Origin of the sequence: Streptomyces sp. NPDC058964 (assembly GCF_042741275.1) — a bacterium.
Taxonomy (GTDB): domain Bacteria; phylum Actinomycetota; class Actinomycetes; order Streptomycetales; family Streptomycetaceae; genus Streptomyces.
On sequence record NZ_JBHYKH010000258.1, the window covers coordinates 1 to 12,652 of the forward strand.

Below are 12,652 nucleotides of genomic sequence, written 5' to 3' on the forward strand. Positions count from 1 at the left end.
CTCCTGACTCTACGTCACACCCGCCCCCGTCGCACCGGCCGCCAAAGACCCCCCCACGGGCCACACCCCGGGGGGGGCGCCGCCCCGCCGGGGCGGAGGGGCGCCCTGTGGAACGCGGCCGGTCCTATGCGGAGGGGCTGGGCGAGGAACCGGCGGACGGGCTCGCGGAGGTGCTGGGCGACGGGCTCGCCGACGGGTCGGCCGCGGCGACGGTCAGCTGGACGGTCAGCGTCGCGCCGCCGGTGGTGGTGATGCGGAGCAGGAAGGTCCCGGTGGCGTCGTCCGCGTACAGCTTCGGCAGCTTGAGCAGACCGTCCGCGTCCGTCTGCAGGTCCGTCAGGGTGCGTACGGCCTTGCCGTCGGCGTCCTTGAAGTAGGGGCCCTTGTCGTTCTCGGTCGGGTCGTCCGCCGACTTGACGAGCGTCGCGGTGGCCGCGACCTTGTCCGCGACCGCTCCCTTGTACGTGGCCTTCACCTCGACCTGGTCGGCGAACTCTCCGCCCGGGGTGCAGGTCGGCGCGGTGTCGCTGGTACGGGCGAGGGTGTCGGCGGCGCGCGCGGTGACCGTGGCCTTGTAGTCGACGCCGCTGACCGACCGGGCGACGACGGCGGCGTGGACCTTGAAGTCGCCGGTCTTCTCGCCCGCCTGGAGCGTGGGCGCGACGGCCACGCCCTTGGTGTCGGTGACGGCCGTGGCGACGCGCTCGCCGCCGGTGAAGGCGGCGTCCGTGTCCCCGGTGATGATGAACCGGATCCTGACCTTGGCGACGGCCTTGCCCGCCTTGGTCTCGGCGCGCGTGCTGATCCTCTTGGTGAACGCGTCGCCTGCCATGGTGGTGAGCTCGGCGGTGCCCGCGTCCTCCAGGTGGTCCACCGTGTCGGTGGGCGTCTGCGAGGGCGGGGTCGGCTGCGGGCCCGGTTTCGTGTCGCCGTCGTGCTTGCCGGGGTCCGGCTTCGGCCTCTCCTTGCCGGGCTTCGAGGGCGACGGGGACGGGTTCTTCCCGTTCGTCCCGCCCCTCCGGTCCTTCCCGCCGCCGTCGCTGCGGCCCGAGGGCAGGCTGCCGGCGCCGTCGGGGACCGAGTGGGTGCCCTTGCTGTAGTACTCCAGCCAGGACAGGACCGTGTTCAGGTAGTCCTGCGAGTCGTTGTAGCTGAGGATCGCGCGGTTCAGGTCCGCCTGGGTGGACAGGTCCCAGCCGTTGCGGCACAGGTAGTGGCCGGCCGCGAGCGCGGCGTCGTAGACGTTGTTGGGGTCCTTGGCGCCGTCGCCGTTGCCGTCGCGGCCCGCCCAGGCCCAGGTCGAGGGGATGAACTGCATGGGTCCGACGGCCTGGTCGTACCGGCTGTTGCCGTCGTACCGGCCGTGGTCGGTGTCCTTGATCAGCGCGAAGCCGTTGCCGTCGAGCTGCGGGCCGAGGATCGGGCTGAGCGTGGTGCCGTTCGCGTCGACACGGCCGCCGCGGGCCTGGCCCGACTCGACCTTGCCGATGGCGGCGAGGACCTGCCAGGGCAGGTTGCAGCCGGGCTTGGAGTCGCGCAGCTCCGCCGCGGCCCTCTTGTACGCGTCGAGGACGGTTGCCGGGATGCCCGCTTCGGCCTCGCCCTGGGCGACCGGGGTGCCGCCGGTGCCCGACGACGGTGACGGGCTGGGGCTGGGGCTGTTGAGCGGCGGAAGGTCCGTGTAGTACGGCGAGTTGCCGGTGGCGTTGCCGTCGGACTCCACGTCGGGCGCCGGGAGCGAGGCGCCGGCGGCGGCCTGTCTGCCCTGGTCGTCGGCCGTCACACCCGGAGCCTGGGACGCGGAGAGAGCCGCAACCGCCGCCGCGGCCACGGCGGTCGTCGCCGCCCCCTTGCGCAGCCGCCTGCCGAAATGCGCCGTCATGGAGTGAACCCCTCCCGTGGACGCCCGAGCGCCCGTCTCTGTCTGTCTGCTCGCCCTGTTGTGACGGTTGACGCGGTGCTCTGGTTGCCCCCGTTGCACTGTTCGTTCGATGTGGCAGCGCCTTCGACCACGCCGCCCGGCGCCGTAACCCAGGTGACCCTACGACAACTTGCTTTACGAGGGCACCCGGCGGCGTCCGGTTTTCACCAGTTGGCCATGTGCCGTTGAACTGGTTCGCCGTAACCCATACTTGACGGATGTGATCACCGGTCGGAGGTACGGCCGACGACCGTTGCGGGGAGCCCAGTTGCCGTTCACTCTCAGCCATGCTGCCGCCGTCCTGCCGGCGGTGCGCGCAGACGGATCCGGCCGCGGCCGCCTCGTTCCGGCGGTGCTCGTCGCGGGTTCCTTCTCTCCCGACATGACCTATTACGCGGCCAGTGTCCTGCCGGGCGCGATGGAATTCGGGGACGTCACCCACTCGTTCGCCGGTGTCTTCACGGTCGACGTGCTCATCGCCTGGGCGCTGGTGGAACTGTGGCTGCTGGTGCGGGAGCCGCTGATGGCGCTGCCGCCGCGGGCCCGGCAGGGGCGGGTGGCGGCACTGCTGCGCTGCGGGGCGCCCCGGGCGCGTACGACGCCTTCCTCGGTGGCGTGGTGGTACGGCTCGGCGGCGCTCGGCGCGCTCACCCACGTCGTGTGGGACGCGTTCACGCACCTCGACCGGTGGGGCATGCGGCTGTTCCCGGTGCTCGGCCGTGAACTGGCGGGCGCGCCACTGTACTGGTACCTGCAGTACGGCGGTTCGGCGGTGGCCGCGATCGTGATCGCCGCGTTCCTGACGTACGCGGTACGGCGGGCGCCCGCGGGCGAACCGGTGGGGGTGCCGCGGCTGTCGGTACGGGACCGGTGGATCGCCGGAGCCGTGATCGGTGGCTGCGCGGTGGCCGGGGCGGAGCAGCGGGTGGCGCGGTGGCGGGAGTACCGCGGCGGGGGTGCGGTGAAGCCCTGGGAGGTGGTGCCGACGGTGTGCTTCGGGGCGGGGGCTGGACTCGTGCTGGGGCTGCTGGTGTACGCCGTCGGGGTCAGGGTGTGGCGTCCGGCCGGGGTTCCCGCCGCTCACGGTGACGGCCGCGCGGAGCCGAGCCGTACGGCCGCTCGATGAGGGTCGCCACGAACACGGTCATCCTGCGTGGCGGGCGTGGCCTCGGGAGCAGGGTGAGAAGCAGCGCGAGGTAGCCGCGGCCGAGGTCGGCCCACTGGCGCCAGGCGAGGACCCGGTCCGCCCTGAAGGCCCCGGTGGTGAGCCGGTGTCTGAGGCTCACCGCCGCCTTGCGCACGGCTGCCGTCAGGTCGGTGGGAATGCGGGCGGTGCTTGCGTCGGCCGCGAGGGCCGGGATCCGCGAGGGCGGCATGGACGGGGCCGCGGCGGCGTCGGCCTGGGCCGTGTTCCGCGCCTGGACCGTCCGGCGGTGGAGCATGCGTATACCCATGCCCGCATCCTTGCGGGCCGGAGTGCCGGAGGCGTTCTGGCGGGGGCCACGTGAGTGACGGGCCCCGCGGGGGCTTGGGCCGGGTTGCGCCGGTGGGTTCGGGCAGAGGCTGGATGGGCTTCGCCGCTGGTGCGGCCGGTCGGACACCGGCCGACGCCGAGGCGCCCGGTCACCGCCGCGACGGGACCGACCGGCGCCATGAAGCCCCGGCACGCACCCGACACCGGCCGCACACGGCAGCGTCACCGGGGGGATCCCTTGTGCCGGGGGCCATGCCCCCCGCCCCGCGGAGCCTGGGCGGAGGCTGGGCGGAGGCTGGGCGGGCTTCGCCGCGGGGGCGGTCCGCGCGCCGTACCCGCTGGCGGGGGATCCCGCTCGCGCGCCCAGTCCCCGCCCCCAAAGCCCGGGTGGGCTCCACCGCGGGCACGACCGGCTTCGACACCACCGGACGGCGCCGAGGCGCGTGCTCACGGCCACGAAGGGACCGACCGGCGGCGGGCCGCCCGGGCACGGATTCCACCCGGCGCCGGAACCAGAGCCACCGATCACCGACCCGGCTCGACGGCTCCCACCCGGGCCCACAACGCCGGCCTCGGAAACCATCCACGCCCGACCACAGCCGCCGACATCGCCCGCGCGCCGCACCGCTGCCGGGTCCCCTGGGCCGCGGCCGGCCCGGACGCGACGAGGGCGAGTAGCGTCTTTGGCCGAAACTCGCCCCCCGCCGAACCCCCGGCGGCTAGTGGGCTGCCGACTCCCAGTCCGGGCCCACCCCCACGGACACGTCCAGGGGTGCCCTCAGCTGAACCGCCCCGGCCATCTCGCGGCGGACGATCTCCTCCGTGGCCTCGCGCTCGCCGGGGGCGATCTCCAGCACGATTTCGTCGTGGACCTGGAGGAGCATGCGGGACTTGAGGTCCGCCTCCCGCAGGGCCCGGCCGACGTTGAGCATGGCGATCTTGACGATGTCCGCCGCCGTGCCCTGGATGGGCGCGTTGAGGGCCATCCGCTCCGCCGCCTCGCGACGCTGACGGTTGTCGCTGTTGAGGTCGGGCAGGTAACGACGGCGTCCGAAGAGCGTCGCCGTGTAGCCGGTCGCCCGGGCCTCGTCGACCGCGCGCCGCAGATAGTCCCGCACCCCGCCGAAGCGCTCGAAGTACACGTCCATCAGGGCGCGGGCCTCGGCCGCCTCGATGTTCAGCTGCTGCGAGAGGCCGAAGGCCGACAGACCGTAGGCCAGACCGTACGACATCGCCTTGATCTTGCGGCGCATCTCCGCGTCGACGGCCGGGCGCTCCACGGCGAACACCTGCGAGGCGACCGTGGTGTGCAGGTCCTCGCCGGAGGTGAAGGCCTCGATCAGGCCCGCGTCCTCGGAGAGGTGGGCCATCACACGCAGTTCGATCTGGCTGTAGTCGGCGGTCATGAGGGACTCGAAGCCCTCGCCGACGACGAAGCCGCGGCGGATCGCCCGGCCCTCGTCGGTACGGACCGGGATGTTCTGCAGGTTCGGGTCGGTGGAGGAGAGACGGCCGGTCGCCGCCACCGTCTGGTTGAACGTGGTGTGGATACGGCCGTCCCCGGCGATCGTCTTGATCAGGCCCTCGACCGTGACGCGCAGCTTGGCCTGCTCACGGTGCCGCAGCATGATCACCGGCAGCTCGTTGTCGGTCTGCGTGGCGAGCCAGGCCAGCGCGTCGGCGTCGGTGGTGTAGCCGGTCTTGGTCTTCTTGGTCCTGGGCAGGGCCAGCTCGCCGAAGAGGACCTCCTGGAGCTGCTTGGGCGAGCCCAGGTTGAACTCGTGCCCGGCCGCGGCGTGCGCCTCCTTCACGGCCTGCTGCACGGCGCCCGCGAACATCTGCTCCATGGCCTCGAGGTGCGCCCGGTCGGCCGCGATGCCGTGCCGCTCCATCTCGGCGAGCAGGGCCGAGGTGGGCAGCTCCATGTCGCGCAGCAGGTCCGCCGCGCCGACCTCCTCGAGCCTGCCCTCGAAGGCCTGGCCCAGGTCGAGGATCGCGCGGGCCTGGATCATGAGGGCCTCGGCCTCGGCGCCGTCGTCCACGCCGAAGGCGAGCTGGCCGTCCGCCGCGGCGGCGGGGGCCAGCTCCCGGCCCAGGTACTCCAGGGACAGGGCGTCCAGATCGAAGGAGCGGCGGCCCGGCTTGACCAGATAGGCGGCGAGGGCGGTGTCCATGCTGACGCCCTCGACGCGCCAGCCGTGCTCGGCCAGGACCCGCATGGCGCCCTTGGCGTTGTGGAGGACCTTGGGCCTGTCCGCGTCGGCCAGCCAGGTCGCGAAGGCGTTCTCGTCGGTCTCGTCCAGCTGGGACGGGTCGAACCAGGCGGCCGCGCCGTCGGCCGCGGCGAGCGCGATCTCGGCGACCGAGCCGGCGCCGAGGGCCCAGGCGTCGACCGTGGCGACGCCGAGGGTCCCCGTGCCGTGCCCGGTGAGCCACGGGGTCAGCTCGCCCGTGCCGAGCACGGTGCCGTCCAGCTCCACGCCCGCGGTCACGACCGGGGTGGACTCGGCCTCCTCGCCTCCGGGGTCGACGGCGAGCAGCCGCTCCCGCAGGGAGGGGTTCCTGATCTCCAGGGTGTCCAGGACCATCGCGACGGCCTTGCGGTCGTACGGCTGCCGCTCCAGGTCGGCGACGGTCCTCGTCAGCCCGACGGTGCGCACCATCTCCGTCAGCCGGCGGTTGAGCCTGACCGCCTCCAGATGGTCGCGGAGGTTCTGCCCGGCCTTGCCCTTGACCTCGTCGACGCGCTCGACCAGCTCCGCGAACGAACCGAACTGGTTGATCCACTTCGCGGCCGTCTTCTCACCGACGCCGGGGATGCCCGGGAGGTTGTCGGACGGGTCGCCGCGCAGGGCCGCGAAGTCGGGGTACTGGGCGGGCGTCAACCCGTACTTCTCGAGAACCTTCTCCGGGGTGAACCGGGTCAGCTCCGAGACGCCCTTCGTCGGATACAGCACCGTCGTGTTCTCGGTGACCAACTGGAAGGAGTCGCGGTCCCCGGTGACGATCAGCACCTCGAAGCCCTCGGCCTCGGCCTGGGTGGCGAGCGTGGCGATGACGTCGTCCGCCTCGAAGCCGTCGACCGCGAAGCGCGGGGCGTGCATCGCGTCCAGGAGCTCGCCGATCAGCTCGACCTGGCCCTTGAACTCGTCCGGGGTCTTGGAGCGGTTCGCCTTGTACTCCGTGAACTCCTCGGAGCGCCAGGTCTTGCGGGAGACGTCGAAGGCGACCGCGAAGTGCGTGGGCGCCTCGTCGCGGAGCGTGTTGGCCAGCATCGACGCGAAGCCGTAGATCGCGTTCGTCGGCTGGCCCGTCGCGGTCGTGAAGTTCTCCGCGGGCAGCGCGAAGAACGCGCGGTAGGCCAGCGAGTGCCCGTCCATGAGCATCAGCCGGGGACGGTCTCCGCCGGGGGTCTTGTCGGTCTTCTTCGATGCTGTCTCTGCCACGCCCCCGATCCTGCCACGCCGCACTGACAGCCGGGACTGCGGTGGCCTGGCGCGGGCGCCGATTCCGCCCGTCCCCGGTCCCCGCAGGCTCCGGACCGGTACCGGTCCCGCCTCGCCCCGGTCTCGATCCCTGTCCCCGGCACGTGCGAGGATTCGGGAATCCGGTGGATGGCGGGGCATCCCCGGCACGGCAGACGCAGTAGTAAGGAGAGCGTGCGATGGCGACGAAGCCGCCCAAGAGCGATCCGGTCCAGGACGCACCGCAGGTCGCGGAGCCGAAGCACGCGGCGGCGGGGCTTCCCGCCATCGGGCACACCCTGCGCATCGCTCAGCAGCAGATGGGCGTGAAGCGCACCGCCCTGACGCTGCTGCGCGTCAACCAGAAGGACGGCTTCGACTGCCCGGGCTGCGCCTGGCCGGAGCCGGACCACCGGCACAAGGCGGAGTTCTGCGAGAACGGCGCGAAGGCGGTGGCCGAGGAGGCGACGCTGCGCCGGGTCACCCCGGAGTTCTTCGCCGCGCACACCGTGGCCGACCTGGCGAACCGCAGCGGTTACTGGCTGGGCCAGCAGGGCCGGCTCACGCACCCCATGTACCTGCCCGAAGGCGGCGAGCGCTACGAGCCCGTCACCTGGGAGCGGGCCTTCGACATCGTCGCCGAGGAGATCGCCGCCCTGGGCTCCCCCGACGAGGCCGTCTTCTACACCTCGGGGCGGACGAGCAACGAGGCCGCTTTCCTGTACCAGTTGTTCGCGCGCCGGCTGGGGACGAACAACCTGCCGGACTGCTCGAACATGTGCCACGAGTCCTCCGGCTCGGCGCTGGTCGAGACGATCGGCATCGGCAAGGGCAGTGTCCGGCTCGAGGACCTCTACAAGGCCGACCTGATCGTCGTCGCCGGGCAGAACCCGGGCACCAACCACCCGCGCATGCTCTCCGCCCTGGAGAAGGCCAAGGCCAACGGCGCGAGGATCATCACCGTGAACCCGCTGCCCGAGGCGGGCCTGGAGCGCTTCAAGAACCCGCAGACCCCACAGGGCATGCTCAAGGGCGCCGCGCTGACCGATCTCTTCCTGCAGATCCGCATCGGCGGCGACCAGGCCCTCTTCCGCCTCCTCAACAAGCTGGTCCTGGAGACGGAGGGCGCGGTCGACGAGGAGTTCGTCCGCGAACACACCCACGGGTACGAGGAGTTCGCCGCGGCCGCCCGTGCCGCCGACTGGGACGAGACACTGGCGGCGACCGGTCTCACGCGCGCGGAGATCGACGAGGCCCTGCGAATGGTGCTCGCCTCGAAGCGCACCATCGTCTGCTGGGCCATGGGCCTCACCCAGCACAAGCACGCCGTCCCGACCATCCGTGAGGTGGTCAACTTCCTTCTCCTGCGCGGCAACATCGGCCGCCCGGGAGCGGGCGTGTGCCCGGTGCGCGGTCACTCGAACGTGCAGGGCGACCGCACGATGGGCATCTTCGAACGGCCCGCCCCGGCCTTCCTGGACGCCCTGGAGAAGGAGTTCGGGTTCGCTCCCCCGCGCGAGCACGGCTTCGACGTCGTACGGGCCATCCGCGCGCTGCGGGACGGCGAGGCGAAGGTGTTCTTCGCCATGGGCGGCAATTTCGTCTCCGCCTCCCCGGACACGGAGGTCACCGAGGCGGCCATGCGGCGGGCGCGGCTGACCGTGCACGTGTCGACCAAGCTGAACCGCTCGCACGTCGTCACGGGCGCGCGGGCGCTGATCCTGCCGACGCTCGGTCGTACCGAGCGGGACCTTCAGAGCGGCGGCGAGCAGTTCGTGACCGTCGAGGACTCGATGGGCATGGTGCACGCCTCCCGTGGCCGGCTGGAGCCCGCGAGCGCGCATCTGCTGTCCGAGCCGGCCATCGTGTGCCGTCTCGCGCGCCGGGTCCTGGACGAGGACGGCACGGTGCCGTGGGAGGAGTTCGAGAAGGACTACGCGACGATCCGTGACCGCATAGCCCGCGTGATCCCCGGATTCGAGGACTTCAACGCGCGCGTGGCCCGGCCCGGGGGCTTCACGCTGCCGCACGCCCCGCGCGACGAGCGGCGGTTCCCGACGGCCACCGGCAAGGCGAACTTCACGGCGGCGCCGGTCGAGTATCCCGAGCTGCCGGCAGGCCGGCTGCTCCTCCAGACACTGCGCTCGCACGACCAGTACAACACCACGATCTACGGCCTCGACGACCGTTACCGGGGCATCACGAACGGCCGCCGGGTGGTGCTGGTGAACCCCGAGGACGCGCGCGCCCTCGAGGTCGCGGACGGGTCGTACGTGGACCTGGTGAGCGAGTGGCAGGACGGCGTGGAGCGGCGGGCGCCGGGCTTCCGGGTCGTGCACTACCCGACGGCCCGGGGGTGTGCGGCGGCGTACTACCCGGAGACCAACGTGCTCGTACCGCTGGACGCCACCGCCGACGTCAGCAACACCCCGGCCAGCAAGTCCGTGGTCGTGCGTCTGGAACAATCGGCCACCGACTGAGCGTTTGCTCAGCCGACAGACAGGTGTACGACGAACGGAGCCGGGTCCCATGGGTGAGCAGCAGAACGTGAAGTTCCCGCAGGAGGTCATCGACGAGTACGCCGCGCTCGGGGTCGACCTGCCGGCGCTGTTCTCCGCGGGGCACCTCGGCACGCGGATGGGCGTGACGATCGTCGAGGCCTCCGCCGAGCGGGTCGTCGGGACGATGCCCGTGGAGGGGAACACGCAGCCGTACGGGCTGCTGCACGGGGGCGCGTCCGCCGTGCTGGCGGAGACCCTGGGCTCGGTGGGTTCGATGCTGCACGGGGGCAGCTCCAAGATCGCGGTCGGTGTGGACCTCAACTGCACGCATCACCGGGGGGTGCGCTCGGGTCTGGTGACCGGGGTGGCCACGCCCGTGCACCAGGGGCGGTCGACGGCGACGTACGAGATCATCATCAGCGACGAGCAGGAGCGCCGGGTGTGCACCGCCCGGCTGACCTGTCTGCTGCGGGACGTGAAGCCGGGCGACGAGGCGCACGTCCGGCCCGCCCAGGACTGAGCCCGGCCCGAGCGGTCACCACCGGGCCGTTGCTCCGCGCCGTCCGTCCGCTTAGCGTCGGCACATGGGACGGCGAGGAGGCCCCCGGCCGGGGGTGACCGCAGCGGGGCTCGGACTGGCTCTGCTGGCAGGCGTGTTGACGTCGGGGTGCGACGGGTCCGGGCCCATGGCCGAAGGATCCGCTCGCTCCGGGGACACCGGTCTCCGCTCCCCCTCCGCGCAGGCGTCCGCGACGGCGTCCGCGACGTCCGACGCGGAGCTGTGCGCCAGGATCGTCGCGCACTGGTCGCACAGGGTGCTCGACAGCGGCACCTACGGCGACTACCAGTCGATGGGACTGTCCAACGGACAGTACGAGATCCTGCGGCAGGTCGTGGACGCCGCGCGTGCCGCGAAACGGCGTCAAGGGGCTTCGGCGGCTGATGAGTTGATCGACCGTCAGGCACGCTCGGCCTGCGCCGGCCGGTATCGCGACGGGACCCCGGACGGAGGGCCCTGGCGATGAGCGGCGTGGGCCCCGTGGAGCCGGGTGAGGGCACGCACGCGTGGGACGCCCACGAGACGGCGGCGGTCCGCCCGCCGGGCGGCACGCACACCCGTCTCGCGCCGCTGTACGCCCGCCATCGCCGCGCCGTCCTGGCCCTGGGCGCGGCGGCCGCGCTCCTCGCGGGCGGCGGTTACCTCTACGCGACCCGTCCGCAGCAACCGCCGCCGCCCGAACCGCCGTACCCCGCACAGGCGGTGGAGATGGCCTTCCTCGACGGCCGGCCCACTCCGCCCGGCGCCCCGCCCCGCAGTTTCAGCTTCGCGGCGTCACTCACCGTTCTGTCCGGACCACCGGTCACCGTGACCCGGGTGACCCAGCCGTACGCCGGACTCTCGCTGACCGTGGCCCCCCGCGCGCCCTTCAGGACAAAGGCGGGCCCTCCCCGCGAGATCACGATAACCATGCATGTGACGGATTGCGGAAAGGCGCCGAAGGACGCCGGGCTGCCTTTCCTGGAAGTAACTCTACGTAATACGCGCGCAATACAGACCCAGAGTTTCATCCTCGGGTCACGCTACGCACAACACCTCTCAGAGGCCTTGCAAGTAGCCTGCAGCAACAAGTTGAGGTAATCACCAAAACCCCTGAGACGCCTGAACGGATCGGGGCGAGTCCTGCGGGTTCTCACAATGCGGACCGGGCGAATCGGCCTGAATTCCGCTGTTCCCCCCACGGTGTACCGCTGTGCGTTACCTCGTGTCATAACAAGAGCGTCACAGCATTCGTCAGACACTCCTCGACCTTCCCCACCCGCGCTTAGAGTCACGGCCAGTCACCACGCCGTCGGATTCTCACTTCGACTCTGCGGGCGACTCGACCGTTTCCACGGGGATGCGGTCGTGCCAGGGGAAAGGACTGATCGTGCGTCATCGTTCGCTCATCGCCATCACCGCCGCGCTGGCGGCGGGAGCACTCACCCTCACCGCCTGCGGTTCGCGTGACAGCGGCGACAAGGGCTCTGACTCCGGCAACGGTGGCGGCACCACCGTCGTCATCGGCGTCGACGCCCCGCTGACCGGCGACCTGTCCGCGCTCGGCCTGGGCATCAAGAACTCGGCAGACCTCGCGACCAAGCAGGCCAACAAGAAGAACTACGTCAAGGGCGTCAACTTCAAGATCGAGGCCCGCGACGACCAGGCGCAGCCCTCCTCGGGCCAGACGAACGCCACCGCGTTCGTCGGCGAGAAGGAAGTCCTCGGCGTCGTCGGCCCGCTGAACTCCTCCGTGGCCCAGTCGATGCAGAAGGTCTTCGACGACGCCAAGCTGGTCGAGGTCTCGCCGGCCAACACCAACCCGGCACTGACCCAGGGTGACAACTGGCAGAAGTCGAAGGCGCGCCCGTACAAGTCGTACTTCCGCACCGCGACCACGGACGCCATCCAGGGCCCGTTCGCCGCGCAGTACGTCTACAACAAGGCGAAGAAGACCAAGGTCTTCGTCATCGACGACAAGAAGACCTACGGCGCGGGCCTGGCCGCGACCTTCACCGACGAGTTCAAGAAGCTCGGCGGCAAGGTGGTCGGCACCGAGCACATCAACCCCGACACCAAGGACTTCTCCGCGGTCGCCACCAAGGTGAAGAACTCCGGGGCCCAGGTCGTCTACTACGGCGGCGAGTACCCGCAGGCCGGCCCGCTCAGCAAGCAGATCAAGGCCGCCGGCGCCAAGATCCCGCTGGTCGGCGGCGACGGCATCTACGCCGACGACTTCATCAAGCTGGCCGGTTCCAGCGCCACCGGCGACCTCGCCACCTCGGTCGGCGCGCCGGTCGAGACGCTTCCCTCCGCCAAGGAGTTCGTCGCCAACTACAAGGCGGGCGGCTACAAGGAGGAGTACGGCGCGTACGGCGGTTACTCGTACGACTCCACCTGGTCGATCATCGAGGCCGTGAAGAAGGTCGTGGACGACAACGGCGGCAAGCTGCCGTCCGACGCCCGCGCGAAGATCACCGAGGCGATGCAGAACGTCTCCTTCGACGGTGTGACCGGCAAGGTCTCCTTCGACGAGTACGGTGACGCGACCAACAAGCAGCTCACCGTCTACTCGGTCGAGAGCGGTGCCTGGAAGGCCGTGGAGTCCGGCACCTTCAACGGCAGCTGACCTCACCACACCCGCACCACCAGAGCCGCGCGGGGCCGGGGGCGGGGGCGCGGCCGGCGGCGCTCGCCAGGACTCCCACCGCGAGCCCCACACAGACACGCGCTCGCTCCCGAACCGCGCGAGAC

At 71.5% G+C, this 12,652-nt stretch carries 9 protein-coding genes; 6 read left to right on the forward strand and 3 right to left on the reverse strand.

Annotation, left to right across the window (positions count from 1 at the left end; genetic code table 11):
• Nucleotides 1-124: 124 nt before the first annotated feature.
• Entirely contained in the window at nucleotides 125-1,882 is a 1,758-nt protein-coding gene (locus tag ACFW2E_RS27570) for a lytic transglycosylase domain-containing protein (protein WP_384469766.1), read from the reverse strand.
• A gap of 307 nt (nucleotides 1,883-2,189) precedes the next feature.
• Here ACFW2E_RS27570 and ACFW2E_RS27575 point away from each other — a divergent pair, with 307 nt between their 5' ends.
• Nucleotides 2,190-3,047: a DUF4184 family protein gene (locus tag ACFW2E_RS27575; protein WP_384469767.1), complete on the forward strand. Its 858-nt coding sequence runs from the start codon at nucleotides 2,190-2,192 to the stop codon at nucleotides 3,045-3,047.
• Here the strand turns inward: ACFW2E_RS27575 and ACFW2E_RS27580 are convergent.
• Together ACFW2E_RS27580 and polA are read right to left on the reverse strand one after the other, a co-directional pair.
• Nucleotides 2,968-3,375 carry a hypothetical protein gene (locus tag ACFW2E_RS27580; protein WP_384469768.1) on the reverse strand — a complete coding sequence of 136 codons (408 nt, stop codon included), beginning with the start codon at nucleotides 3,373-3,375 and terminating at the stop codon, nucleotides 2,968-2,970. The two genes, ACFW2E_RS27575 and ACFW2E_RS27580, sit on opposite strands and share 80 nt — an antisense overlap.
• A 739-nt stretch (nucleotides 3,376-4,114) precedes the next feature.
• Entirely contained in the window at nucleotides 4,115-6,841 is a 2,727-nt protein-coding gene (gene polA, locus ACFW2E_RS27585; protein ID WP_384469769.1) for a DNA polymerase I, read from the reverse strand.
• 218 nt (nucleotides 6,842-7,059) lie between these two features.
• Here polA and ACFW2E_RS27590 point away from each other — a divergent pair, with 218 nt between their 5' ends.
• The 5 genes from ACFW2E_RS27590 (at nucleotide 7,060) to ACFW2E_RS27610 (ending at nucleotide 12,527) form a co-directional block, all read left to right on the forward strand.
• The gene (locus ACFW2E_RS27590) at nucleotides 7,060-9,339 is read left to right on the forward strand and encodes an FdhF/YdeP family oxidoreductase (RefSeq protein ID WP_384469770.1); all 2,280 of its coding nucleotides are present in this window, start codon (nucleotides 7,060-7,062) and stop codon (nucleotides 9,337-9,339) included.
• Nucleotides 9,340-9,388: 49 nt separating this feature from the next.
• Entirely contained in the window at nucleotides 9,389-9,880 is a 492-nt protein-coding gene (locus tag ACFW2E_RS27595; RefSeq protein ID WP_384469771.1) for a hotdog fold thioesterase, read from the forward strand.
• Between the two features lie 166 nt (nucleotides 9,881-10,046).
• Nucleotides 10,047-10,385, forward strand: a complete 339-nt coding sequence (locus ACFW2E_RS27600) for a hypothetical protein (RefSeq protein ID WP_384469772.1) — start codon at nucleotides 10,047-10,049, stop codon at nucleotides 10,383-10,385.
• Complete coding sequence (locus ACFW2E_RS27605; RefSeq protein WP_384469773.1) at nucleotides 10,382-10,999, forward strand: Tat pathway signal sequence domain protein; 618 nt, start codon at nucleotides 10,382-10,384, stop codon at nucleotides 10,997-10,999. Before ACFW2E_RS27600 ends, ACFW2E_RS27605 begins: the two co-directional genes overlap by 4 nt.
• Before the next feature lie 289 nt (nucleotides 11,000-11,288).
• On the forward strand, nucleotides 11,289-12,527 hold the full coding sequence (locus tag ACFW2E_RS27610; RefSeq protein WP_384469774.1) for a branched-chain amino acid ABC transporter substrate-binding protein: 1,239 nt from the start codon (nucleotides 11,289-11,291) through the stop codon (nucleotides 12,525-12,527).
• Nucleotides 12,528-12,652: the final 125 nt, after the last annotated feature.